At 58.0% G+C, this 23,647-nt stretch carries 27 protein-coding genes; 19 read left to right on the top strand and 8 right to left on the bottom strand.

Going from position 1 to position 23,647, the window contains the following annotated elements; all coding sequences use genetic code 11:
* Positions 1-4 precede the first annotated feature (4 nt).
* Complete coding sequence (locus tag QXU72_03905; GenBank protein MEM0494402.1) at positions 5-982, top strand: ABC transporter ATP-binding protein; 978 nt, start codon at positions 5-7, stop codon at positions 980-982.
* 5 nt (positions 983-987) lie between these two features.
* On the top strand, positions 988-1,179 hold the full coding sequence (locus QXU72_03900) for a hypothetical protein (GenBank protein MEM0494401.1): 192 nt from the start codon (positions 988-990) through the stop codon (positions 1,177-1,179).
* A gap of 86 nt (positions 1,180-1,265) precedes the next feature.
* On the opposite strand, the gene QXU72_03895 is transcribed toward QXU72_03900, so the two are convergent.
* Genes QXU72_03895 through QXU72_03885 form a run of 3 tightly spaced genes read right to left on the bottom strand, consistent with a single transcriptional unit; the run spans position 1,266 to position 5,142 of the window.
* Positions 1,266-2,324: a TrmB family transcriptional regulator sugar-binding domain-containing protein gene (locus tag QXU72_03895; GenBank protein ID MEM0494400.1), complete on the bottom strand. Its 1,059-nt coding sequence runs from the start codon at positions 2,322-2,324 to the stop codon at positions 1,266-1,268.
* A gap of 26 nt (positions 2,325-2,350) precedes the next feature.
* Positions 2,351-4,477, bottom strand: a complete 2,127-nt coding sequence (locus QXU72_03890) for a hypothetical protein (protein MEM0494399.1) — start codon at positions 4,475-4,477, stop codon at positions 2,351-2,353.
* Entirely contained in the window at positions 4,462-5,142 is a 681-nt protein-coding gene (locus QXU72_03885; protein MEM0494398.1) for an HAD family phosphatase, read from the bottom strand. The genes QXU72_03890 and QXU72_03885 overlap by 16 nt, the downstream gene beginning before the upstream one ends.
* 534 nt (positions 5,143-5,676) lie before the next feature.
* On the opposite strand from QXU72_03885, the gene QXU72_03880 reads away from it, so the two are divergent.
* From QXU72_03880 to QXU72_03860, 5 genes are all read left to right on the top strand, one after another.
* On the top strand, positions 5,677-6,087 hold the full coding sequence (locus QXU72_03880; protein ID MEM0494397.1) for a HEPN domain-containing protein: 411 nt from the start codon (positions 5,677-5,679) through the stop codon (positions 6,085-6,087).
* Positions 6,056-6,391, top strand: coding sequence for a nucleotidyltransferase domain-containing protein (locus QXU72_03875; GenBank protein MEM0494396.1), 336 nt, complete (start codon positions 6,056-6,058; stop codon positions 6,389-6,391). Before QXU72_03880 ends, QXU72_03875 begins: the two co-directional genes overlap by 32 nt.
* 396 nt (positions 6,392-6,787) lie before the next feature.
* Positions 6,788-7,177, top strand: coding sequence for a hypothetical protein (locus tag QXU72_03870; protein ID MEM0494395.1), 390 nt, complete (start codon positions 6,788-6,790; stop codon positions 7,175-7,177).
* A gap of 40 nt (positions 7,178-7,217) precedes the next feature.
* Positions 7,218-7,565 (top strand): hypothetical protein, encoded by a 348-nt coding sequence (locus QXU72_03865; GenBank protein MEM0494394.1) that lies wholly within the window; start codon positions 7,218-7,220, stop codon positions 7,563-7,565.
* A gap of 212 nt (positions 7,566-7,777) precedes the next feature.
* Positions 7,778-8,308: an NAD(P)H-dependent oxidoreductase gene (locus tag QXU72_03860; protein MEM0494393.1), complete on the top strand. Its 531-nt coding sequence runs from the start codon at positions 7,778-7,780 to the stop codon at positions 8,306-8,308.
* An 87-nt stretch (positions 8,309-8,395) separates the two neighbouring features.
* Here the strand turns inward: QXU72_03860 and QXU72_03855 are convergent, their stop codons facing one another.
* Both QXU72_03855 and QXU72_03850 read right to left on the bottom strand, forming a co-directional pair.
* Complete coding sequence (locus QXU72_03855) at positions 8,396-8,812, bottom strand: type II toxin-antitoxin system VapC family toxin (protein ID MEM0494392.1); 417 nt, start codon at positions 8,810-8,812, stop codon at positions 8,396-8,398.
* A complete protein-coding gene (locus tag QXU72_03850; protein MEM0494391.1) occupies positions 8,809-9,057 on the bottom strand; it encodes a hypothetical protein in 249 nt (82 codons plus the stop codon). Before QXU72_03850 ends, QXU72_03855 begins: the two co-directional genes overlap by 4 nt.
* Positions 9,058-9,265: 208 nt before the next feature.
* Between QXU72_03850 and QXU72_03845 the strand changes: the two genes are divergently transcribed.
* The 5 genes from QXU72_03845 to nth all read left to right on the top strand — a co-directional run bounded on the left by QXU72_03845 (position 9,266) and on the right by nth (position 15,002).
* Positions 9,266-9,754: a ferritin gene (locus QXU72_03845; GenBank protein MEM0494390.1), complete on the top strand. Its 489-nt coding sequence runs from the start codon at positions 9,266-9,268 to the stop codon at positions 9,752-9,754.
* Positions 9,755-10,122: 368 nt separating this feature from the next.
* Positions 10,123-12,531, top strand: coding sequence for a plasma-membrane proton-efflux P-type ATPase (locus tag QXU72_03840; protein MEM0494389.1), 2,409 nt, complete (start codon positions 10,123-10,125; stop codon positions 12,529-12,531).
* A 472-nt stretch (positions 12,532-13,003) separates the two neighbouring features.
* Positions 13,004-13,510: a hypothetical protein gene (locus QXU72_03835; GenBank protein ID MEM0494388.1), complete on the top strand. Its 507-nt coding sequence runs from the start codon at positions 13,004-13,006 to the stop codon at positions 13,508-13,510.
* Between the two features lies 1 nt (position 13,511).
* Positions 13,512-14,108 (top strand): hypothetical protein, encoded by a 597-nt coding sequence (locus QXU72_03830; protein MEM0494387.1) that lies wholly within the window; start codon positions 13,512-13,514, stop codon positions 14,106-14,108.
* Positions 14,109-14,315: 207 nt separating this feature from the next.
* Entirely contained in the window at positions 14,316-15,002 is a 687-nt protein-coding gene (nth, locus tag QXU72_03825; GenBank protein ID MEM0494386.1) for an endonuclease III, read from the top strand.
* A 15-nt stretch (positions 15,003-15,017) separates the two neighbouring features.
* Here nth and QXU72_03820 read toward each other — a convergent pair whose 3' ends face one another.
* Positions 15,018-15,725, bottom strand: a complete 708-nt coding sequence (locus QXU72_03820) for a phenylalanine--tRNA ligase beta subunit-related protein (protein MEM0494385.1) — start codon at positions 15,723-15,725, stop codon at positions 15,018-15,020.
* 215 nt (positions 15,726-15,940) lie between these two features.
* Between QXU72_03820 and QXU72_03815 the strand changes: the two genes are divergently transcribed.
* From QXU72_03815 to QXU72_03785, 7 genes are all read left to right on the top strand, one after another.
* Positions 15,941-17,704 carry an NEW3 domain-containing protein gene (locus QXU72_03815; protein MEM0494384.1) on the top strand — a complete coding sequence of 588 codons (1,764 nt, stop codon included), beginning with the start codon at positions 15,941-15,943 and terminating at the stop codon, positions 17,702-17,704.
* Positions 17,705-17,709: 5 nt separating this feature from the next.
* A complete protein-coding gene (locus QXU72_03810) occupies positions 17,710-18,654 on the top strand; it encodes an ABC transporter ATP-binding protein (GenBank protein ID MEM0494383.1) in 945 nt (314 codons plus the stop codon).
* Complete coding sequence (locus tag QXU72_03805) at positions 18,651-19,595, top strand: ABC transporter permease subunit (GenBank protein ID MEM0494382.1); 945 nt, start codon at positions 18,651-18,653, stop codon at positions 19,593-19,595. Before QXU72_03810 ends, QXU72_03805 begins: the two co-directional genes overlap by 4 nt.
* 54 nt (positions 19,596-19,649) lie before the next feature.
* Positions 19,650-20,024 (top strand): desulfoferrodoxin family protein, encoded by a 375-nt coding sequence (locus QXU72_03800; protein ID MEM0494381.1) that lies wholly within the window; start codon positions 19,650-19,652, stop codon positions 20,022-20,024.
* A gap of 65 nt (positions 20,025-20,089) precedes the next feature.
* Complete coding sequence (locus QXU72_03795; GenBank protein ID MEM0494380.1) at positions 20,090-20,893, top strand: ZIP family metal transporter; 804 nt, start codon at positions 20,090-20,092, stop codon at positions 20,891-20,893.
* A gap of 103 nt (positions 20,894-20,996) precedes the next feature.
* Positions 20,997-21,263, top strand: a complete 267-nt coding sequence (locus tag QXU72_03790; protein ID MEM0494379.1) for an AbrB/MazE/SpoVT family DNA-binding domain-containing protein — start codon at positions 20,997-20,999, stop codon at positions 21,261-21,263.
* Positions 21,260-21,667, top strand: coding sequence for a type II toxin-antitoxin system VapC family toxin (locus tag QXU72_03785; GenBank protein ID MEM0494378.1), 408 nt, complete (start codon positions 21,260-21,262; stop codon positions 21,665-21,667). Before QXU72_03790 ends, QXU72_03785 begins: the two co-directional genes overlap by 4 nt.
* A 374-nt stretch (positions 21,668-22,041) precedes the next feature.
* Here the strand turns inward: QXU72_03785 and pdxT are convergent, their stop codons facing one another.
* Together pdxT and pdxS are read right to left on the bottom strand one after the other, a co-directional pair.
* Entirely contained in the window at positions 22,042-22,638 is a 597-nt protein-coding gene (pdxT, locus tag QXU72_03780) for a pyridoxal 5'-phosphate synthase glutaminase subunit PdxT (protein MEM0494377.1), read from the bottom strand.
* A gap of 1 nt (position 22,639) precedes the next feature.
* A complete protein-coding gene (gene pdxS, locus QXU72_03775) occupies positions 22,640-23,647 on the bottom strand; it encodes a pyridoxal 5'-phosphate synthase lyase subunit PdxS (GenBank protein MEM0494376.1) in 1,008 nt (335 codons plus the stop codon).

Here is a 23,647-nt window from a genome sequence, read left to right as displayed (position 1 = left end):
GGGTATGCAACCCGCTCTGCTCAGCCTGAGGAATATTAACGTCGTGTTCAAAGGGAGGGGCGGCACTGTGAGCGCAGTGCGCGATGTTTCCCTTGACATAACCCCTGGTGAGATAGTCAGCGTAGTTGGAGAGAGCGGCAGCGGGAAAACCACGCTGGGCCGAGTTGCCGCGCTCCTGCAGCGCCCTACGAGCGGCTCAGTCCTGTACAAGGGCTTGGACACGGAGAGGATCCCCGAGCGGGATCTGAAGAGGATAAAGATCAGGCTTCAGTACGTCTACCAGGATCCTTACTCTTCGCTTAACCCCGTGAAAAGCGTCTACGAGACACTTGCAGTCGTGATAAGAACACACCGAAAGGGGATCCCGGAGAGCGAGGTTAAGAGGCTCGTGTTAGATTTACTGGAGCGGGTGGGGCTCACACCGCCCGAGTACTTCCTCAATAAGTACCCCCACCACCTCAGCGGGGGGATGAGGCAGCGGCTCAACATCGCTAGAGCTCTCATCCCAGACCCCGAGCTAATGGTAGCTGATGAACCCGTCTCTATGATTGACCCCTCGATGAAGGTATCCGTCCTCGACCTCCTGAAAGATCTCAACGCGACGTCAGGCGTCTCCCTACTCTACATAACACACGAGCTTGGGACTATAAGGTACTTAGCGCCAACCTCGAAGCTACTCGTCATGCTCCGGGGGCTCGTCGTAGAGGAGGGAGTAGCAGAGGAGGTCATGAGGAAACCTCTTCACCCTTACTCGCTCGCCCTCATTGTCTTCGGCTCAGCTTTCGAACCTAAGCTGAAATCCATGCGTGATTTATTCGTAAAGCATGCCGAGTACAGAGGTACACCCAGCGCAGGCTGCCCCTTCGCAGCCCGCTGCCCCTGGGCTAGGGAGAAATGCTTCAGGGAGCGCCCGCCCAGCGTCGAGTATGCTGGGCGTAAGATAGCCTGCCACTTCCCTGGCGAAGTTGAACAGTACTGGTGAGCTGCGTGAACCCGGTTCAGGGCAGGATTTTCTTCACTCTGGGGGTCGCTGGGCTGCTTACCTCGCTGATAACGCTGCTCTCGAACCCCTCGGAGGAGGTGATAGTGGTTTCTCTCCTCTTACTGCTCATCTCGGCGCTCGTCATAGCCGGGGTAGTCGTAGTGGTCAGGAGAGAAGTGAGGCGTCGCGCGCCATAATTTGCCCGGCCCGCTCGAACCGCTCTCCCCAGCTGCACGGAGAAAATAAGCGTGTGCACGACTGCGAGGGCTGGGGAGAATTCTGCTCACCCGCTCGAAAGAGCGCTGTATGGTGCTGCCCTTACCCTGATTTTTAAAGCTGCAAAGTCTTCGTACCGTGCTCCGAGACCTCCGATCGACGCACGGTTTCCGTTGGCGAGCTCTACGACGATGCTTGTAATTCCTTTCAGCTCGTCCCTCCTTGTCTCAACCGCTACTCCCTCCACGGCTCCCTGCTCCCCGGTTCTCAACCAGATCCCCTCTGCTTGTACGTAGGCTTTGAGCCCCCGCTTCTCGAAGCCTCGGATCATATCAACAGCTCTCACTATACTCCGGAACCTCTGCTCCATCACTTCAGCTGCAAGCTTGTTCTGCACAGGCTTGGACCAGCGCCTCAGCACCTCGAAGAAGTACATTGTAATGAGGCTCGTGATCTCGATGTCCTCAATGTAGTATATGAGAGGCTCCCTGCCGTTTTGAATGCCGGTGATAAGCCAAGCACGCGTCAAGTCAGAGATAAAAAGGGTAGGCCCATAGGTGGGCCTGTAGAGAACCTCCTCCACAGGTAGGGGGTGCTGCGGCTCCAGGTCGTAAAGGACAAAGCACGAAGAGAGCTTCTTGAGCTTCGCTACGAACTCGTCTGACCTCAAAACGGTGTTCAGAGTACTAGAGTAGAGCGCCGCGAGGAGCTCGTCCTCCGTTGTCTGAAAAACCTCGCTGAGCGCTGCCATGTAAGCTGCGTAGCCATGTGAAACCCACACGCTCTCCCCCGTAACTGACCTCAGAGAAGAGCTCTCGCGGTGGAACTTCAAGACCTCGTCCCCGACAGTAGCGATCCGCGCCATCTCCGCCTCCATAAACCCCTTGAACGCGGACTTCGGGTCGACGAGAGAGTAGCGGATGGGTTTTCCCTTGCTCTTCCTCACGAACCCCTTTGAAACGAGGCTATCCATGATGTCGTAGATCCTCGGTTGCGGGATCCGAGCTAGCTTAATAATCTCCGACGAAGTCAGAGAGCCGTGCTTGAGGAGCGTAACATACGCTCTAGCCTCGTACTTCGTAAAGCCCAGCAGCATTAACCTGGAGAGCAATGCTTCCTCTGCCATCCATCCCCCGGCCTCACATCGAGTGCCTAGGTTAAAAAGCTCTTGTGGAGAAGCGGTTCACCATCGCAGCGGAGGTCTACCTTCAGCCTTGCGCCCCTGTAGCTAATGTTTACGGACAACCTTCTGATACCGTCAACACAGGAGGGCTTAAAGCGCAGCTCCTCATGACTGAGCCTTAACCCTAGCAAGCCGTAGAGGATTGCATACCACAGCCCGCCCGCAGCTCCCACGTGGAAACCGTCATCCGTGTTGCCGTACAGATTCCCGAGATCTGTGTCCAGCACCTTCGAGAACAAGCCCCCCGCGTTCTCGTCCTTCAGAGAGATCGCCACCGCAGCGTATATGGGCAGTGATAGGGATGACTCGTGCGTTGTCCTCGGCAGGTAGTAGCGGTAGTTTGCTTCCAGGACTTCCTTTGGAACCCCGCTCACGAGATCTTGGATGAGTAGGGCGAGCACGACGTCTGCCTGCTTGATTACCTTGAGCTGAGATAGCTTCTCTAACTCTTCAACGGGTACCCGCACTGGAGCATAGGAGGAGTTGAGCTGCCCTTCCTCAAGGTCGAAGTAACCCTCAAACTGCTCAACCACCAGCCCCTCCCTCCTACCCTCGAAGATCCTTCCGGCGATCTCCTTCCACTTCTCAACTTCTTGCCTCGTCACTCCGAGATTTTCCGCAACTGCTCGCAGGAGGCTGCTCTTCGAGGATAGGGCTTCCTCAACGTAGTGTGCAGCTCTCTCCAAGTTGAGCTTCGCCATCACGTTTGTGAAGTAGTTGTTATCAACGCCCACGTGGTACTCGTCCGGCCCGATCACATCCCTGATCACATAGGCGGATTTACCTGGGTCCCAGGCCACTCGGCTTGCCCAGAAGCGGGCACTCTCCACCAGGATGTGTAAGCCGCACTCAGCCATGAAGTGCGTATCCCCAGTTAGCTTGTAGTAGAGGTCAACAGCAAACGCCACGTCAGCGGTTATGTGGATCTCCTTCTCGCCGGTCAGGATGTCGACGCACTGGCAGCTGTTCTCCTTCAGCAGTAACCCGTGCCTCGGTGTGGCCTCGAAACCACTATCGACAGACTCCCAGGGGTACCTCGCTCCTTTGTGCCCGCTTTGAGCCGCGTAAGCTCGGGCCGCTTCAAGTGTCTTGCACCTAAACTTGAGAACCTTCTTCGCCGCCTCCGGGTATAGCGCCGAAAGGAATAGAGCTAGGTAGAGATCCGTGTCCCAGAAGATGTGCCCGCGATACCCGAATCCGTGAAGACCCCTGCTGGGTATCATGAGAGAGTCTGAGTCCTCGTCGATAAGCTGAAGTAAGTGGTAGGTGTAGAACGTTATCGCCCCCGCGATTCGATCCTCACCTTCTACCTCAAGCCCTATCTTCTCCCACAGCTCGCGCCACGCAGCTTTGTGAGACCGTAACAAGGAGTCCCAGAGAGGCTCTTCGCGCTGCGGCGTCTCGCCAACGAACGTGTACCTCTCGAGCGTTACGCGACTGCTGCAGCCTGTGACAAGAAAGCCGAGCGCGCCAGCTGAGCTCACGGGAATTAACTCGGAGCAGCCAGTGCTCCTCAAGAAGCTCGTCAGCGCAATCGGCTTGCCACCGCGCTTAGGCTCGAGGAGCACGCTAAGCCAAGCTCCGTCAAACTTGAAACCAGCTATATCGAAGTGCCTTACAGAGGCGCCTGCCACGAAGGGATTGGAGGCTAGCTCGATCGGTAGCGTGACTAGGAGTTCGCCACTGCACCCCTCCAGCTCCACTCTCTGCATGTATAGGCTCTTCAGCCTCCTGTGAGCAGCACTCGTGCTAGTGTAGCGCAGGTTGCCCGCAGTGCACGACAGCGAAGCTCTAACCCTTAACAGACCCTCCCGAAGGTCGAGCTCTCTCTCCACTTTCTCCGGCCGTGCAGGCTCCCCAGAGCACAGCACGTAGACTCCGTTGATTCTCGGCAGCTGAGCGAGCTCTCGCCTCCATAGCGGGACATCGAGGTAGTAGCCGGCGTGAAGTGTTCCAGTATCGAAGGGCTCGAGCTCAAGCTCACCTCGCACAGCTATGCGCCCGTTCGAGAGAGTGAGTAGAGTACCTACCCAAGGCTCGTCCCGTCTGCTGAACCCCTTCACGCACAGCCTGTAAGGTTTCACCTCGACCTGCATAGTTCCACTAGAACCTCGGGCTCCAACCCCTCAAACTTCTCAATGATCATTCTAGCTCCGTGGTCTTCGAGGCCCCTATCGCTATACCCGACCGGGATAATCCCAAGCTCTGCAGCAGTTCTAACACCCGAAGGTGCATCATCGATCGCAATGAAGCAGTCGGCCTCCCTTACCGCCTTCATAGCTTTTTCGAATATCTCGCGCTTCGTAGCACCGGAGCCGCTCACGTCTGCGTCAAAGAAGCTGGAGAGCGGACGGCCAAGGTACTCCAGCCTAGTAGCCAGCCTCACAGCATTACGGGAAGCGGAAGCCAGAACATGCTTAAAAGCAGGACGATTACCCCTCCGCGTCCTCAATATGAACTCGATAGCGGGTCTGTTCACCTCCACCTCTCCGCTCTCCACGAGAAGGTTGAAGACGCGATTCTTCTCGCTCGCAAACAGCTCTACAAGCTGCTCCAGCTCTGGCCCCGCGTACCCCCCGAGCAGGCTTAAAATGATCCTAGCTCCCTCGTAGCGCGGCCTGCCCGAGACGTAGCGGTGATAAAACTCGCTCGTAAGGTTTAGTATCCCGAAGCGGTGTGCCGTTATCCTCCAGGCTTTTTCATGAGGGGTGAATACTACAACGCCGTCGAAGTCCCAGATCAGGGCAATCATTTTTATCATGCTACTCACCAGTAGTGTTCTATCATAAAATGTTTTCTAGCGAGAAAGCTCGAGCCTGGGAAACAAACCCTCAACCCTGTCTAGTGAGCGGTCTTGAAGGCGCGGTGCGTACCCGGTTCCTCTCAGCCGCTAGGTTCCTGGATAGCGGATTCGGTACCCCCCGTTTGTGAAAGTTTACCAGGTACATTGATTCTCGCTAAGTGGTTCCTTTCTCTCTTCCTTCCTTGAGCCTTTTCAGGAGACTCTTCTGTGGAATGAAGCCTAACGCCCTTGTCAAAAGGACTGTTACACCCACTCAATCCTCTCGCGGCATTCCACCGCGGCAGCCGTCATGGTGGGAGGCGGGCTGGGCTGCAGAGACCGAAGTATAACCTCGCCGGGGAAGTGCGGGTGTAACGGGGTAGCGGGAAAGGGCCTGCTCGGCTCGCATAGCTTTACCGGAACCCTCGAGGTGGCTGTAAGCGTGCTGGGAAGCTGGAGTTTGGTAGCAGCTTTAGGAAAAGATATTAGGTGAAGCGGGCTATTGACAGAGCGGTGCAAGCGCGTAGAGAGGTAGAGCTCTGGGTTAAGGCCGCCGAGGAGGACTTAGAGGACGCGAAGATAGCCTTGAGGGGGGAGAGGTGGTTCCGCGCGGCTTTCTTCTCGCAGCAAGCGGTCGAGAAGGCCCTGAAAGCGCTATTCTTCGTGGTGAGGAGGGAAGAGCCGCCACGCATACACACAGTCACTGAGCTGTATACACTGCTCAAGGAAGCTGGCTTCTCGCTGCCTAGAGAGGTGGAGGAACAGCTTTTCATACTGAACAAGTACTACACGGTGACACGGTACCCTGACGCGGCGGGCGGGCTTCCCAGCGAGTCAGTGGATAAGGTTGAAGCTCAGAGAGCGTACGGCTTGGCTGGCGAGGTGATAAGGCTTGTCAGAGAGTTCCTTCGAAGCCGCGCTTAGAGCCGCGCGCACCCTCCTGGAGCTGCTCTCGCAGAGGATTAGAGTGAAAGAGGCGTACCTTTTCGGCAGCTACGCTAAGGGCACCTGGCTTAAGACAAGCGACGTCGACCTAGTAGTGGTCTCCGAGGATTTCAGAGGGATGAAATTCCTCGAGAGGCTCGACCTCATCAACGAGCTACAGTGGAAAGCGCAGATAAAGCCTTTCGTGGAGGCGATACCGCTGACGCCGGAGGAGTTCGCGGAGAGGCTGCAGGAGAGCGCCCTGCTGAGGGACGCCTCCAAGCACTGGATCAGAATCGCCTGACTGCGCGCCCGCGCACCTGCTTCTCCGAGAGCCAATCCACGAGTGCCCACGCCGCCCAGCCCGTAGGCTCGAGACGCTAGGGCTCTCACCCACCGGTCAGCAGGCAGCAGCTCGCCCCTCTCAGGTCAAGAGTGAGTGCTAGCCCGGCTACGTGGCTGCCCACGCCCTTAACCGTCTGAGCAAATTCTGCTGATAGACAGCCGTTATCAGCACCCGCCGGAAGCTGTCTCCTCAACCTCCACCCCGCCCGCTCGCGCGCGAAGAGCAACGGCAGGGAGGTTCGCCGTCAGCCTGTAGAAAACGGTTGAATCCCTGCGAACGTACAGTATCAGCGCCTACCAGGCGAGTAGAAGAGTGCTCCGGAAAGCTTAATATCTAGATATCAGGTGTCCTCTCGTGGCTAAGGGGGTTTTCGTCAGGGGGGTTGACGAGAGACTCTACGCGGAGGTTAAGGCTAGAGCGGCACTGCTGGGGATAACCGTGTCCCAGGCGGTCAACCAAGCCCTCGAGATGTGGCTCAGAGCGCCTCCACCCCTCGAGCAGGCGAGGGGCGCCCGCGAACCTCTTAGATCCGCCGCCAGCCGGCTAGCCGCGGGGAGGGGCAAGGGGTACCTGGTGGTGGCTAACGATGGGGCCGTCAGCTTCCGCTGCGAGACGCTAGAAGAGGCTGTGGAGAGGCTGCGGGGCCTGTACGAGGCCGGCCTCCTGAAGAACTCCCTCATCAAACCGTTGGAGGCGAGGCGGGTCGAGTTCGTCGAAGTCGGGGGTGGGGGTCTTGAAGTGTGAGGGGTTTTACGACCGGTCTCGGTCGCCGCCTGCGCCGGCGGTGAGAGTTAAGCTGGAGAACCCTGTGACAGGGAGGAGCGCCGAGGAGCTCTTCTACATCGACACAGGCTTTGACGGCACCCTCCTCGTGACGGAGGACGTCTGGAGTAGGCTAGAGCTCGACTACGTGGCTGTGGACGAAGACGTCTACGCGCTGCACGGTGGCTTCCTCCCAGTCAGGTTGAGTACAGCGTTAGCTCGCGTCTACCTCTGCGGCGAAACCCTGGGGCTGGTGAGGGTGCGGGCCCACCCGCTCCTCAGGCGGCTACTCCTCGGCAGAGGCATTCTGAACAGGTTCTACGCCCACCTCGACGCAACCAGTGGGAGGGTTCTGCTCGAGAACCCCTAACTCGCCTGGACCGGCTGCGAGGCTGCCGGCAGCGCTGTTCTCGAAGCCTCTGTGCTCTGAGAGCTGCTGCTGGCTGGGCGAGCCGCTCAACTACTCTCCTCGCAGCATGGGTGAAGGTTGACGCAACCTGAGGAGTGGCTCATCACAGTTTCACGCGGTAGAGCTTTAAGGTGCTTTGACTCTTCTCTAGCGCTTGGTCGGAGGTTTCGCTCATGAGGGTCGCTGTGGTTCTCGGAACCGGAAGGGAGGGGCGTAGATCCGAGCTTGTGGCGAAGTTCGTCGTTGAGAGTCTTAGGGGACTGGGTGTTGACGCGGATCTCATTGATGTCCGGGATTACAGGATATGCTTTACGCGTAGGGGCGATGGCTCTGCGGAAGTGGAGGAGTTCAGGAGCAGGGTGGTTGAGGCTGAGGCTCTCGTGATCGTGTCGCCAGAGTACAACAGGAGCTATCCAGGCGAGTTGAAGATGCTTCTCGACACGCTTTACAGCGAGTACGCAGACCTGCCTGTCGGGCTGGTGACCGTTTCGAAGGGTTTGGGCGGCCCCAGCGTGCTGAGCGAGCTGAGGCAGCTGTGCCTTAACCTCGGCATGCTTCCGGTTGGCTTCATCATGGTTCAGAACGTCGAGCAGTTCGAGTCTGTGGAGGACCTGGCGAGAGCTTACGGCGGCAGCTTAGCGGAGCTCTTACAGCGCTTGAGCAAGTACGCGAGGAAGCATCGACCTCGAGATACCCCTGCCTAATGCTCCCGTGGAGAGGCGCGCGGCAAGGCAGCTAAGCTGGAAAGCCCGGCTCACCCATGTCAGGGACCTGTGGCCGCGCTCCGCGGGTTAGAGTTCGCGGGGATCTACTCTCCTCAACCCAGGTATCCTGTCGTAGACGGTGTCGGTTGTAACGATGGTGTGGTCGGGGACCTGGTTGAGCGCTGTGGCGGCGTAGTAGGCGTCGAAGATTGAAGAAAGCTTGAACTGCTTCATTAAAGTCAGCGCGAGGAGGTCGACCTCGTGGGTGGTCTCCAGGAAAACGAGGTTATCGATAGAAGTTAAGAGCGCGAACCTTAGGATGATTTCGTCGAGAGGTACACCCTCCTCCAGCGAAACGTAGTACATTTCGTGAAGGCTCTCGCGGGAAGCGTAAACAGTGCCGAACTCTCCCTCAGATACCCTGCGGAGAAGCTTATCGGCAACCGGCTTCAGCCAGTCCTCTCTCTTCACGTAAGCGTAGAGAACATCCGTCTCAATCATCATAGCTGACCACGGCGCCGCGCACGCTCTGCAGCATCCCTCCTCGCGGCACCCTCTGCAGCTCTCTTCAGTTCAGCCCTACTCCTAGCTGAGGGCAACCACCCCCCAGCCTTCTCGTGCGGAGCGCCGGGGAGAGGGATCACGACGAAGAAGGAGCCTGCAGGGATGACCACAGCCCTCGTGGCTCTGACCCCGAACTCTCTGGGGATCACCATCCTCCCCCGCTCGTCAACTCGCACGATAGCCACTCTCCGAGCACCGGGTGGAGAGGCTTGGCCACGGTTAAATCTTTATCCCCAATTATCATCTTAAACCCTCAATATTAGAAAAATCCCTCTCAAGCCGCCAGCTCGGCCGCGCGCGAGTACCAGCTACCCATCCTTTAGGAGGCGTTAGAGGCTAAGCTTCAGGGTGAGAGCAAGTTTAATTTGCCTGTGGCATAGAGTTTCCGATCGCATGAGCGAAGTCGACTTGAAGTCCGATTTTAACAGGCAGCTGAACCAGGAGCTGAGGAACGCCTACCTCTACCTCTCGATGGCTGCTTTCTTCGAGAGCATCACGCTCCCCGGGTTCGCCCACTACTTCAGTGTTCAGGCCCGCGAAGAGCTTGAGCACGCGATGAAGTTCTACCGCTTCATGGTGGACAGGGGGTGGAGTATCGAGCTGCAAGAAATCCCGAGGCCGAAAACCACGTGGTCCAGCGTGCTCGAAGCAGCTGAAGATTTCCTCAACGCCGAAGTGGAGAACACGAAGAGGATCTGGAGGATGGTGGACTTGGCGAGGCAGGCTGGCGACAAAGCCGCGGAGAGCTTCCTCCAGTGGTTCGTGAACGAGCAGGTAGAAGAGGAGAAAAACGCCAGCGAGCTGTTAGCCAGAGTAAAGCTTGTGAAAGACCACCCAGCCGGCCTCCTAGCACTCGACAGGCTCCTTGCTGAGAGGAAGTAGGGCTTTGCGGCCGTCCTCTTCTCTTTCTCACCAGCCCCCATAGCCTCGGAGCCCGGTAGCTAACGGTTGGCGCTGAGCAGGAGAGGAGTGCTGGAGAGCTGGGCTGCCAATCTTTAGAAAGTACTGCAGGCACCGCCACGGGCGCCAGGCTCCCGGAGAACTCTCGTCCCTACAGCTTTTTCCTCAAGCCGCTTCAGCGTCCTGCAGCTATGAGGGCTGCTTTTCCTTTACTTTACATTACTTTACATTACTTTACATTCAGTTTAGAAGTGCGAGAGAAATACCCGAGGAAAATATTTTACAGGACATATGCCAGGATATACACTAAAGTTTTTAGAATCTTAGTTCCCCACGTTCCGGAGACGCCTTTGAGGAGCACTTCGGAGTTTGGGCGGCTGCCTGTCGATGAAGTGCTCAGGGTGCTGGGTACTTCTGCGGAGGGGCTTTCAGAGGCTGAAGCGAGAGCTCGGCTGGAGAAGTACGGGTACAACGAGGTAATGGAAGAAAGAAGGAGCCCTGTTGCCGACTTCTTGAAGCGCTACTGGGGCCCTATGCCTTGGCTCCTCGAGCTGGCTATCGTCCTCTCAGTTCTCATCGGCCACTACCTTGAGGCTGCCATCATCTTCGTTCTACTTACTGTGAACGCAGCTGTGGGCTTTGTGCACTCGCACCGCTCGCAAAAAGCACTGGAGTACTTGAAGAAGAGACTAGCGGTTAAAGCGAAAGTACTTCGCGACGGTAAGTGGACGGTGAAAGACGCTAGGGAGCTCGTGCCCGGGGACATTATACGCGTAGAGCTCGGCGACTTAGTGCCCGCAGACGCTAAGATTCTGAGCGGGGGAGTTTCTGTCGACCAGTCAGCTTTAACAGGAGAATCCCTGCCAGTGGACCTGGGCCCCTCAGACATCCTATACTCGAGCTCTCTAGTGGTGAGGGGTAGGGCTGACTGCGTAGTAATTAGCACTGGTGCTAACACGTACTTTGGGAGAACTGCCGAGCTTGTTAAGAAAGCGAGGCCGAAGTCTCACCAGGAGGAGATCGTGCTGTCCATAACCAGGTACATGATGTACGTTGCCGTAGCAGCGCTAGCCTTAGCTTCGGTTTACGCACTAGCACTAGGAATGAGCACTTTATCCATCCTGACGTTAGCCGTCATCTTCTTAATGGGTGCTATCCCGGTCGCGCTGCCGGCCGTGTTCACGATAGTGCAAGCTGTGGGGGCCTTGGAGCTGGCGAAAGAAGGGGTCCTCGTGACGCACCTCAGCGCTATAGAGGATGCGGCCTCCGTAGATGTGATCTGCCTAGACAAGACGGGGACAATAACGCAGAACAAGCTCTCAGTCGCTGAAGTTGTACCCTTCTCTAGATACACGAGAGAGGATGTGGTGCTGGCAGCGAGCTTAGCGTCCGAGGAGGAAAGCGGGAGCATGATTGACATGGCAGTTGTAAGCTACGCGAGGTCAATGAGCCTGAAACTCGAGCGCTACAAGCGAGTCTCCTACACGCCTTTCAACCCGGCTATTAAGAGGTCTGAAGCCATCGTCGAGGCTGAAGGGGAGCTCTTTAAGGTGGTTATGGGCGCGCCCCAGGTAATCTTAGACCTTTGCGAATGTCCTATAGAAACCAGGAGAGAGGTGGAGGAGAAGCTGGAGGAGCTTTCCCGCAGGGGCTACAGGTCCCTGGCTGTGGCCAAGTCGGAGCGGGGAGACCTCAACAAGCTCTCGATCGTGGGCCTCATAGCCTTGACCGACCCCGTTAGACCAGACTCGAGAGCTATGATAGAGGAGCTTAAGGCTCTCGGCATAAAGCCTATGATGCTCACGGGTGACAACATCCACATTGCTAAGGAGGTGGCTTCCCAAGTTTCGATCGGCAGCCGAATCGCTCCGATAAGCGTGCTCAGGGCCCTGAGGGACGAGGAGGCTGCAAAAGCCATCGAGGAGTACGATGGCTTCGCTGAGGTATACCCCGAGGACAAGTACAGGATAGTGAAGCTTCTGCAGATGAACAAGCACATGGTAGGGATGACCGGCGATGGGGTTAACGACGCGCCCGCGCTAAGGCAGGCAGAGATGGGGATAGCCGTGAGCAACGCGACGGATGTGGCGAAGGCTTCCGCGAGTGTGGTCCTCACAGAAGAGGGATTAAGGGTAATCGTCAACGCGGTGAAGGTGAGTAGGCAGATATACCAGAGGATGCTGACCTGGGTTATAAACAAGATTTCCAAGACGATAGAGTTCATCGCCCTGCTGACAGTCGGCTTCTTCTGGCTTCGTGATGTGGTACTCAGCCTGCTGGGTATGACACTGCTGATATTTGCGAACGACTTCGTCACAATGTCGCTTGCGACAGATAACGTGAAGCACACTAGTAACCCGAACAAGTGGAATGTCAAGAACATCACGTTAGCCTCGCTTGCTGTAGGCCTGCTCTACGCTGCCGAGAGCATTGCCGCGATGGCTGTGGGGAGAACCTACTTCCACCTAGGCCCGGAGAAACTGCGCACGTTTATGCTGCTGGTTCTCGTCTATAACAGCCAGTTCAGAGTCTACTCAGTGAGGGAGAGGAAGCACTTCTGGTCCTCGAGGCCGGGCAGGGAGCTGACTCTCTCGACTACAGCTGCAGTAGTCGGTTTTACCCTGCTTGCTCTTCATGGCGCAGTGATTCCCCCGCTACCTCTGGAGCAAGTGCTCTTCCCGCTCGGGCTCTCAGCAGCGTTCACTTTCGGGATAGTGGACCCCCTGAAGTACCTTACTGCGAAGAGGCTGCAGCTCTAGCGCAACAAGCGAGAGCTATCTGCCGAATCCCGACACTCTCTTTAAACCTCTTGCTACGCTTTGAGGCGGGAGCGAGCTTCTCCAGGCATGGGGGTGCGCAGTGGAGGCCAGGGGGTGAGGACTGCTCACCGCTGCTTTTTCCAGCTTCTACTTTACTCGAAGATGCCAGCAGTGGCGTGAACGTCCCACCGCCTCTTCGAGCTCTACCTTGCTGGCAAGGAAGAAGGGGGCAGCACTTCGAATGTTAAAAGGCGGGGATCGCTCCCCGCCACCGCAGTGACCACGCGAAGAGAAAACAGCTGAGCGAGCGACGCCTGAAGGAAAGCTGATCTCCCAGTATCGCGAAGCCGAAGCGGGAATCCTGAGATGAGCACGTAGCTCTCGCAGCGAACGCTATGCTTCAGTGGAGGTCTAGCCTGCCGCTTCAGCTTTCACGGCACATGTTTATATACCGGGTTTTTCCGCTTCTCCTATGGAAAGCGAGGCTGTTATAGTGTGGCTGCTGAGGCTTATCTCTCTTGCACTGGTTTTAGCACCTCAGGCTTACTACTACTCTGCTTCTGAGTCGTTGAGCGACTTCTTCATCCCAGATCTAGCTCCTCCGAGGTTGGAGTTTGACCCGAGGTCGTTTCGCGCAACTCTTGAGGGTTACAGCGTTTCGGGTGGGAACGTGTGCCTGCTGAAGGTGAGGGTTTCCAACTCTGGGAGCATTAGGGTCGGCTTGAAGGACGCCGATGCGAGAGTAGCTGCACCCTCCGGGGAGTTCTCCGGGAAGGTTGCCCTCCAGCCTTTCACCCTGGAGCCGGGAGAGGAGAAGCTCGTGAACGTTGAGCTCCTCCTGGAGAAAGGGGCTTGCGAGAGCCTTCCAGACTTTTTCTCGAAATCTTCTGCGAGATTCTCGGGGGAGGCTACGCTGATCATAGGCTCGGCAGAGCTCCCCCTCAGCTTCTCCGTCGATTTAGGTCTTAGTGGTGGTTAGCGTGGAGAGATACAGGTTGCTCTACTTAGCCGGTGGCGCTCTTTTCCTAGCGGTGGCCGCGGCTGGCGGTGCTTGGTGGGAGCTGATCGTGGGTAGTGCTTCCAGCCCCGTCATGTACCTGGGTTTCTCGCCTTTCGAGCTGAGAGTCGAGCTACTAGGTTCGCAGCTCGTTACACCCTCGCCCTTCATGAACGCGCTGTTCCTGTCGGCGAGGCTGCTCGCCATCTTCGGCTCGGCTACGATTATCGCCGGCTCGCTGCTGCGCGGGAGAGCGTGGTCCCGGAGGCTCCTCAACCTCAGGCCTTTCACGATGGCCGTAGGGTTCGGAGTGCTGGTACTGCTTGGCGTCACTGCAGTAGCGTCCCTCTTCTACCCGCTGGTAGCTCAAGTAGCACCGGACTTTAGAGAAGCTTTAATTCCCTACATGAGCCGGCACATAACGCTGAACCTATACCCGCTAACCCACACGGAGAGCTTCGTGAAAGCCAGCGTGACATCCCAGTTCACGGCCTGGTACTGGCTTGCACTGCTTTCAGGAGCACTCTGCCTAGCAGGCGCGCTCATGCGGAGGAAAGAGGAGAAGCACCAGCCACCCTAGAGCGAGGGAGAAGCCCGGGAGCCACTCCCTAGGGTGCGAATTTTTCCCCAGCCGCTGCTCACTCTAGATTCCAGCCCGCTCCCGAGCTGGCTCCACCTCCGCAGTCTATCTCGGCGCGGTGTGAAGCGCTTTGGGCTCTCGGCTAGCTCGCGCGAAGCCCGGCAAAAGATATCAGCGGGGGGTGCGTGCTCCCTGCGCGGTGGGCTCGTGTCGGGTAGCTTCGAGCTGGGTGACGTGATTCTCCGACTGCTCAGGGAGCGCTTCGAGCTGGATAGCAGCGAGTTTGCAGCGCTCGAGGCCGCGAAGAGCGGGGACCCTTTCCGCGTGCTTGTGGCGACGATTATCTCGCAGAACACCAACGAGCGGAACACTTTCCTCGCTTTCGAGAGGCTGGAGAGAGAGGTGGGGGTTGAGCCTGCGAGGGTCCTCGAGGCTGGCGCCGAGAAGGTGGGGAAAGCGATCCGGGTAGCGGGCTTGTGGGAGCAGAAAGCCAAGGCTATCGTCGCTGCTGCGGAGCTCGTGCTTCGCGACTACGGTGGCGACCTGCGGAAGCTGTTGGAGCGGGGTGAGGGGGAAGTCCGCAGAGTGCTCGGCTCCGTGAGGGGGGTTGGGGACAAGACGATCGACGTGCTTCTCGCCTTTTCAGGCTTCCCGGTAGTACCCGTCGACACGCACGTTCGGCGCGTCGCGAAGAGGCTAGGGCTCGCGAAGGGCTCGAGCTACCGGGAAGTGAGAGAGTCCCTGCACAAGGTCTTCCGGGAGAGGAGTAGGCTGGAAGCCCACCTGCTGCTTATAAAGCTCGGCAGGGAGATCTGCACCGCCAGGGAGCCTAAGTGCGGGGAGTGCCCCCTCTCGAAGCTCTGCCCGAGCTCCCGAGCGTTGAGGGGCGGCTAGGCAGCGTCGTGCAGGCTAGCGACCGGCTAGCTTCTTGACAGCTACCTCTCCGCACCAGCTCCACCCAGCCGGGGAGAGGAGCTCGTAGACCTTCTTAACAGCTTCCGCGACCCTGCTCTCCTCGACTCCCGGGACGCCGGCACCCAGCGCGAGGACTTCTCTCGTGTCTTCCCGGATCGCTGTCTCAACGCTGTCCCTGTAAGGGTAAACGTGCATGACTACTCCTCTGCTGTCAGCAAGGATAGGTAGCCCAGCCGGCAGGGCTTCAGGCTCACCGCCTATCGGGTTGAAGGCCTCTCCTCCTCGGCTGAGCGTCAGGGTGAGGGGCGGCGCAGCCCTGCTCAGGTCGTACAGGCCTATCGGGACACCCGTGTACGCTGAGGCGATGTTGCCCGCGTCCACCACGGTAAACACTCTCGGGAAGGAGCCCCTCAGAGCCCTCCTCACGAGCGCCTCGCTCGAGGGCCTAGTCTTCGTGGGGTCTACCCTGATCCTCCAGAAGAAGTCCCTGTAAGCTCTGAAGACCGAATCCTCCTTCAGGGAGTCGAGCGTGTAGCGCGAGCTGAGGTGCTCCACCAGCTCTCTCACTTTACTCTCAAAGTTTAGTCGCCGCGGCTCCTCTGCCCAGAGGATCGTGTAGGCCACGAAGACCCTCAAAGGCCGAATCACGTCGTCGAGCCTCAGCAGCTCGCTGAGAGAGCTACAGTACCCGGCTGCGCGCACAGCTGAAGCTAGCACCCTCAAGGTAAAATCGGTGACGCGAAACCGCAGTAAGCCGCTGAAGAGAAGAGCCGCCGGTCGCGTGCTTGCAGCTTCAGCTGAAGCCTGCGGGAGTATTGCAGAGAACCCTCTAGAGGTGCGAAGATCACCTCTAGGAGCGTAGTAGACTTCTAGTCCATAAGCCAATTATGACGGCGCAGCTTCCATGCGCAACAAGCATGAGTAAGGCAAGAGCTCTCCCGGTGATTGTAGCGCTTCTAGTGGTCTTGGCTTCAGCGCTAACGAGCCTATCCCAGCCGAGCACCTCCGCCGAAGCTCAGGGCAGCGTAGGAGTGATGGGTTACGTCGTCAGCAGAGATGGGAAACCGGTCGCGGGAGTTGAGGTTATTGTCTACGACTCAAACAACGTGGTGGTGGCAAGCACTTCCACCAGCGCTGACGGCTTTTTCACAGTCCCGCTGATGCCGGGAACCTACACCCTGAAGCTATCGAAGCAGGGTTACGTAGAGAAGTCTATCGCCTTCACAGTAAGCAAGACAACCTACTACACGGCCAACCTGGGGACTATCGTGCTGGACTACGCTCTCTCAGTTTCCTTGCCGATCACCGCACTGCAGCTTTCCGCCCTGGGTACAGCCACAGTGCCTGTCACGGTATCGAATAAGGGCCCGGCGACCGAGAACTTGACTATCGAGTTATCGGGGAACTGCAGCCTCGATGTGAAGCTTTACTCGGGCAGCGCGCCTGTAAACTCTCTGTCCCTAGGGCCGGGAGAAACAGTGAGCCTAACTCTCAAGGTTAAGGCGCCGTACATGCAGCCTGCCGTGTGCAGCATCTTCGCCATGTTCTCCGGCTCCACCACGCAGGTGCGGAACCTACTAGTCAGCGTAGTGCAGCAGCCGCTGGGGCTTCTCAGCTCTCAGCTTGAAGCGCTTAAAGCTGCTCCAGGCAGCGTCCTCCAGATCCCGCTGAAAATCTCAAACCCGCTCTCGGACCCTGTGCGCGCAGCCTTGGAGATTTCCACGCCCCCGGGATGGGGTGCTGTAGTGAAGGATGCTACAGGTACGATTATCGCCCAGCTGCGTCTCGACAGCGGAGCCTTCACTCAGGCCACTCTCATGCTCAGCGTGCCTAGAGAAGCGAGCCCTGGAACGTATCCTATCACGCTCACGCTCCGCGGGGTAGACCCATACTTCATTGAAAAACTAACGATCAACGTTACTGTCGCGAGCAGTACTCCAGCCCTGCGTCTGACGACGCCCACCCCCTTCGTCAACACGTACGCGGGGAAGACCGCGCAGTACCAGCTGTCTCTCTCAAACCTCGGCGACTCAGACTGCGTAGCCAGCGTGGCTGTCTCAGGCCTACCGCAAGGCTACACGTGGGCGCTTAAGGACGCGCAGGGCAACGTTGTCAGCCAGGTCTACCTGCCTGCCGGAGGAAGCTTGAACCTCTACCTCGCTGTGTCTGTTCCTCCGCTCGCCGAGCCGGGCGCCGTCAGCTTCCAGGTATCGGTAACAGCCGGCAGCACGGGCGACTCTCTGGGCTTAAGCCTAGGTATTTTGGGCAGCTACAAGCTCTCGTATGTCACGCAGAACTTCTACGTGGAAATGCTCCCAGGCTCCACAAGCACCTTCCAGGTTACAGTGAGGAACGATGGGTACAGCTCCCTCACGAATGTGAAGCTTTCGGTGGCGAGCGCGCCCAGCGGGTTCACAGCATCGGTGAGCCCGCAGAATGTACTCCTCCTCAAACCTGGCAACACGACCACGTTCACGGTCTCTGTCACTGCAGACCCTACGGTCGATGCTGGAGACTACTACATATCGTTGGTTCTATCCGCGGACCATGTTGACGCGCAGAGCCGTGACCTCCACGTCTTCGTGAAGCCACCCTCCACTCCTGCCTACTACGCGGTGCTGGCAGCTGCCCTCCTGCTCGCGGGAGTCGTGCTCGCCTTCAGGAAGTTCGGCAGGAGGTGAGCGGGATGGTTGAGCTGGCAATCGAGGTGGAGAACCTCGTGAAGGTGTACAGAGATAGGAGCGGCGAGGTGCGTGCCCTCGACGGGGTGAGCTTCCGCGTGCCTAAGGGAGTACTGCACGGCCTATTCGGCCCCAACGGGAGCGGGAAGACCACGCTGATATCCATTCTTGTCGGCTTGCAGCTCCCCACGAGCGGATCTGCCAGAGTGCTAGGCTTCGACTCCGTGAGGGAGTCGTTAGAGATCAGGAAGCGCGTGGGCCTGCTGCCCGAGAACTACGGCTTCTACGAGTATATGTCAGCCCGCGAGAACCTCGAGTACCTCGGTAGACTCGACGGGATACCTCCCTCCAAGCTGAAGGAGAGAATTAACGAAGTGCTCGAGCTTGTCGGGCTTAGGGAGTGGGCTGACGCTAAGGTGAAGAGCTTCTCCAGAGGAATGACCCAGAGGCTGGCGCTAGCTCAGGCTCTCCTCAAGGATCCCGAGCTGCTGCTTCTCGATGAGCCGACGCTGGGCCTCGACCCCCAGGGCTCGGCAGAGTTTAAGAAACTTATGGAGCAGCTGGTAAGGGAGGGTAGGACAATACTAGTTTCCACGCACCTCCTCCACGAGCTAGGGCACGTCTGCACGCATGCAGCGCTGATCTGGAGAGGGAGAGTAGTGGCACAGGGCAGTTTAGGGGAGCTCTCGATCAAGTACAGGGAGGCTAGAGGCTACACTTACGAGCTTGCTGTCGCGGAGGGGGTGGAGGAGCTGCTCAGCGAGCTGCGAAGCATAGCTGGCGTAAGCTACGTTGCTCTCGAGAATGATAAAATCAGAGTGCGCGCGAGCCGTGATATCTCGGAGGAGCTGACGGCGGTTACCGGAAAGTACCGGGTGAGGTACCTCGCACCGCTAACCCCCACTTGGGATGAGCTTTACCGTTTCTACTACGGAGGTGGTGAGGAGTGATCGAGAAAGCGCTCGTAGTTGCGAGGAAAGAGATTCTCGAGAACTTGAAGAGCGCCAGGTACTGGGGCATCGTCGCCATCTTCATTCTCTTCTACTTAGCGGCAGCGTCCTACGCCGGTTTCGCTGTAAGAGGCTTCGCAGGCATGGCTACGTTCACTAGAGCCGCGTTCGAGCTTGGGAACCAAGCCGTCACGACCTTCCAGTACGTTGCGCCGATCCTAGGCATAGCGCTCGGGTTCAGCGCGATCGCGGCAGAAAGAGAGAAGGGCACAATCAGGCTGGTACTCTCGCGGCCCATCTTCCGGGACGACTTCATCAACGGGAAAGTTATCGCGGCAGTCTGCCTCATCACTCTAGCTCTCGGCGTCTCCACTGCAGTATCCCTGCCTCTCGCAGTTATCGTGCAGGGCATTAACCTGACCGGTGAAGACCTCGTAAGGCTGCTGCTTCTCCTGCTGCCGGCCACGCTCCTAGCTCTCGTGTACTACGCTATGGCACTGTTCGTGAGCGTACTCTCGAGCAGGTCGGGCCAAGCACTCGTCATCAGCCTCGTCGTCTGGATCTTCTTTACCTTCATCCTCCCGATAGTGGCTTCGCTCATCGCCTTTCAAGTCCTGGGCCCGCCTCCAGCTTTCACCGGCAGGCCTAACGCTACTACGCCAGGCGTACCAGGCCAGGAGCCTAGCCCTGTAGCCCAGTACAGGACTCAGCTTAACCAGATAACGAGCAGTGTGCAATTCTTCTCACCAAACGCTAGGTTTTCCTCCGTGGCTAATGCAATTTTTGCCCGCCAGCGAACCTTGGCCGGGTCGTTCGCTTACGTGAGCATAGCGGACGCTCTCTCGAGAGGGTGGCTAGACCTTACTATCCTTGCAGCCTACACTGCCGTGTTCATCGCCCTCTCATATGTAGTCTTCCTCCGTCGTCAGGAAGTCAGGTAGACGGTTGGTTTTTCCAACGGTAAGTTTTTTAGATCTCCGCGCGGGTAGTTCACGATGGCAGCAGAGCTTTTCAGGACGGAGGACTGGAAGAAGGAGAAGCACGTTCCAGTTATCGAGGTTATCGAGCGGAAGGACAACTTGGTCACTGTAAGGGTCACGGTGGGCAAGGAAATCCCGCACCCCAACACGACCGAGCACCACATACGGTACATCGAGCTGATCTTCTGGCCTGAAGGGGAGCCGTACCCCTTCAAGATCGGCCGGGCAGACTTCGAAGCTCACGGAGAGTCCGTTAAGGGTCCGAACACGAGCGGCGTGTACACCGAGCCTGTAGCGCTGTTCACTTTCAAAGCGGACAAGCCCGGTAAGCTCATCGCGTTCTCGTACTGCAACATTCACGGCTTGTGGAAGGGAGAAGCCCGGCTCTAGGCGACTAAACCATTATTATTTTTCCCGCCTTCAACACTTAGCTGGAGAGCTCGAGGTGCTGCTGCTTGAGCAGCGACTACGCTGTAAAAGTGTTAAAGATTATCGAGGAGGTTAGCGGGGGCGACCCCCTGGCTGCCAGCTTCATCAACGGCTTACTCGTCGCGGCCACCACAACGCTCGGCTCTCTCGGCGTGCTCTTCACCAGGAGAAGCTCTCTTAAGCTCGAGCTCGAGCTAGCGTTCGCCGCTGGCGTAATGCTAGTCTCGAGCTTCACCAGCCTGATCCTCCCGGGGATCGAGCAGTTCGGCTTCCCCGCAATCTCGCTGGGGATCGCTCTCGGGGTCCTCCTCATCCACTTGGTCGACAGGTTCACACCACACGAGCACCTCTTCAAGGGTTACGAGGGGCCTCCCGAAGCAGCTAAGCTGCTCCGGAAGACAGCTCTGCTGGCGCTCGCCATCCTGATTCACAACATTCCGGAAGGCCTCGTCGTAGGAGTGGCAACTTTCTACTCGATTCCTCTCGGCGTCGTCACCGCGGTGGCTATAGGGACTCAGGACATCCCCGAAGGCTTTGCGATAGCCTTACCAGTCTCCAAGCTCAGAGGCAAGGCTGCCGGAGTCGCTGTGGGAGCCTTAAGCGGGCTCAGCGAGACGGTAGCAGCTGTGCTGGCCGCAGCGCTGCTGCATTACACTCCCCACCTGCTACCCTTGGCAATGGGGCTTGCGGGAGGTGCAATGCTCTACGTGACGCTGAAAGAGCTAATCCCCGAAATCTACCGGGAGGACGCATCCGAGCTCAAGGTGACTCTAGGCTTCCTCCTCGGCTTCTACCTCATGCTGCTTCTCGACACGATGCTCACAGGCTGACGGCGCTCAGCCACGGTATCGGAGCTGAAGCCCCTCCCCGCTCTACTCGATGTCAAGATTTATAGCTGTCAAACCTGGTTTGACATCAGGTGGGCTTGGTTTGGTGTTGAGGCTCCGGGTCGGCAGGAAGGGTTACGTGATTTTACCGAAAGCTCTGCGGGAGGCTCTCGGCGTAGAGGAGGGGGACGTGCTGCTAGCTCAGGTTGGTGATGGTATTCTGCTGCTTAAGCCTGCTAGGAGGCAGGTGGACGAGGAACAGCTTAGGAGAGCTTTCAGGGAGCATGTCGAGAAGCTCCGGAGCTTGAGGGGGAGGGTTGAACCCAGGCCGGGCGAGCTCGCTGAAGTCTACCTGGAGGAGGAGTTCGAGTGAGGGTTTTTCTCGACGCGAACCTCCTCATCTACCTGAACACGATGGCTGAAGAGGCGCTCAGGGCTAAGTACGAGGATTTCTACTTCCGCTTGGTATCCGAGCACCGCTTGTATACGGATGCTCTCGTCTTGGACGAGCTGCTATTCGTCTCTAAGAAGAAGTACGGCGTACCTTATTCCGTGACGCTAGACTTCATCAAGAGCTTTGTTGAACCTTTCACCCAGCTGCTGCAGATCGGAGCAGAGGAGTACGGGGAAGCGGAGGAGATCATTCGAGTGTACGAGATCCGGCCTTCAGACGCCCTGCACCTGGGCGTTATGAAAGTGAACGGTATCAGCTGGATCGTCTCAGAGGATCGAGAGCTGGATAGAGTGAGCTGGGTGAAAAGGCTCTGGCTAACGTAGCCCGCCGCCACTAGGATGTCGCTCACCAGGAGAGTAGCCACCGGTCAGAGAAGCCCTGAAGAACTACCGGTGCGCACCTGCAGAGACGAAAGCACCGCTTGAAACAGCCTCCCCGCCGGCTCATCTGCTGCACCACCTGCCTGCGCTCCGTAAAGTGTTCCCACAACAGTATCCTCCTGGTCGAAGGCACGCCCCCGGGCTCCCAGCCCTGCAAACCCCTCAGCCTCGCAGGGCTCTGCCTACAGCTGTTCCCTAGAAAGGTAAACCGTACCCGGGCCCGGAGCGAGCCCTGCTCCTGGAAAGCCTGTAACTCTTCCTCAGTTGGAAAAAGGCTGGCGGGCCTAGCCCCTCTAAGACTGAACCGGGAAGAAAAACTACTTCTTCACTTTCGAAAGGAAGAAGTCGTAGATCTTCTTCTCGCTGGTTATCTCCGGGTGGAAGGCAAGCGCTATCATCGAGCCTTGAAGTGCAGCGGCTCCAAGCCTTCCCAGCCGCGGGTGCTCAACGTAGGAAACTATCCTCGCGGAGCCCCAAGCTTCTGCTATCGCTGGTGCCCTTATGAAAGCAGCTCTCACCCTGCCCACCCCTTCGAAATCGAGCTCAGTAACGAAAGAGTCCTTCTGCCTGCCGAACGCGTTCCTGATAACTGCCACGTCCATCAGCCCCAAGGTGGGCTGGCCTGTCTCGCCCACAACCCTGTCCGCCACCTTCTTTGCGAGCAGGATGGCGCCCGCGCAAGTCCCCATGATGGGCACGCCGCTGTCCGCCAGCTCCCTTATAGGGCCTTCAAGCCCCCTAGCCCTTATCAAGCTCCCTATGGTTGTGGACTCGCCGCCCGGTATTACTAGCGCGTCGAGCCCTCTCAGGTCTGCAGCGCTCTTGACTTTTACGGGCTCTGCCCCAGCCTCCTTGAGGATCTCTAGGTGCTCGAGGAAGTCCCCCTGGAGAGAAAGCACCCCGACTCGCACCACGCTACTCACCCCTCACCTGCATTAGCTGCTCAGGCTTCAGCGTCCTGAGGTCTATGCCCATCATGGCGCCCTTCTCCGAAACCATCCTCTGCGCTTCGACCACGGTCTCAGGGTCATCGTAGAAGGATGTCGCGAGCACGATAGCCCTCGCTCTGCTCCCGGGATCCTGGCTCTTGAAGATCCCTGAGCCCACGAAAACCCCGTCGGAGCCGAGCCACATCATCAGCGCAGCGTCGGCGGGAGTCGCTATCCCGCCCGCTGCGAAGTTCACCACCGGGAGCCGCCCGAGCTTCGCGGTCAGGAGCGCGAGCTCGTAGGGAACCTTGTTCTCCTTCGAGTAGTACCAGATCGCCTCGTAGTCCCCCGAGAGGAAGTACCCCCTGAGGGCCGCGATATCCCTGTTGACGAGCTTTATGTGCCTCACAGCCTCAGCTACGTTCCCCGTCCCGGGCTCGCCCTTCGTCCTTATCATCGAAGCCCCCTCGTAGATCCTCCGCAGCGCCTCCGGGAGGCTCCTCGCCCCGTTGACGAAAGGCGCTTTAAAAGCCCACTTGTCTATGTGGTTCTTCTCGTCCGCGGGGGTCAGCACCTCGCTCTCGTCTATGAGGTCCACCCCCACCTCCTCGAGGAGCTTCGCCTCCTCCGCGTGCCCTATCCTGCACTTAGCGGAGACCGGTATGGTGACGGACTCCATCACCCTGAGGATCACGTTGAGGTCTGCAGTCCTCGCGACACCGCCCGCCATCCTAACGTCATAAGGCAGCTTATCCAGGATCATCACACCCACAGCTCCCGCGTCCTCAGCCACCCCCGCCTGCTCCTCGTTCGTCACATCCATTATGACCCCGCCCTTAAACATCGAGATGAAGCCGTACTTCACGAGCGGTGTAGCTTCGCGCAGCGGAACTGTCTCGCGACCCTCTTCCCTAGCCTTGTCCCTGAGCTCTAGAAGCGAGTATATAAGGTCTCTGAGCTTTTCGAGAAACTCGTACGACTCTACTAGCTTCAA

Origin of the sequence: Thermofilum sp., from assembly GCA_038741495.1 — an archaeon.
GTDB lineage: Archaea > Thermoproteota > Thermoprotei > Thermofilales > Thermofilaceae > Thermofilum.
The sequence above is the reverse complement of the archived record's forward strand: the minus strand, read 5'-3'. Positions and strand labels throughout refer to the sequence as shown.

Coding starts and splice junctions, on each gene's coding strand:
- QXU72_03885 (MEM0494398.1), bottom strand. CDS start 5,142: ATGATAAAAATGATTGCCCTGATCTGGGACTTCGACGGCGTTGTAGTA.
- QXU72_03860 (MEM0494393.1), top strand. CDS start 7,778: ATGAGGGTCGCTGTGGTTCTCGGAACCGGAAGGGAGGGGCGTAGATCC.
- QXU72_03845 (MEM0494390.1), top strand. CDS start 9,266: ATGAGCGAAGTCGACTTGAAGTCCGATTTTAACAGGCAGCTGAACCAG.
- QXU72_03890 (MEM0494399.1), bottom strand. CDS start 4,477: ATGCAGGTCGAGGTGAAACCTTACAGGCTGTGCGTGAAGGGGTTCAGC.
- QXU72_03810 (MEM0494383.1), top strand. CDS start 17,710: ATGGTTGAGCTGGCAATCGAGGTGGAGAACCTCGTGAAGGTGTACAGA.
- QXU72_03855 (MEM0494392.1), bottom strand. CDS start 8,812: ATGATGATTGAGACGGATGTTCTCTACGCTTACGTGAAGAGAGAGGAC.
- QXU72_03815 (MEM0494384.1), top strand. CDS start 15,941: ATGAGTAAGGCAAGAGCTCTCCCGGTGATTGTAGCGCTTCTAGTGGTC.
- QXU72_03800 (MEM0494381.1), top strand. CDS start 19,650: ATGGCAGCAGAGCTTTTCAGGACGGAGGACTGGAAGAAGGAGAAGCAC.
- QXU72_03905 (MEM0494402.1), top strand. CDS start 5: ATGCAACCCGCTCTGCTCAGCCTGAGGAATATTAACGTCGTGTTCAAA.
- QXU72_03835 (MEM0494388.1), top strand. CDS start 13,004: ATGGAAAGCGAGGCTGTTATAGTGTGGCTGCTGAGGCTTATCTCTCTT.
- QXU72_03895 (MEM0494400.1), bottom strand. CDS start 2,324: ATGGCAGAGGAAGCATTGCTCTCCAGGTTAATGCTGCTGGGCTTTACG.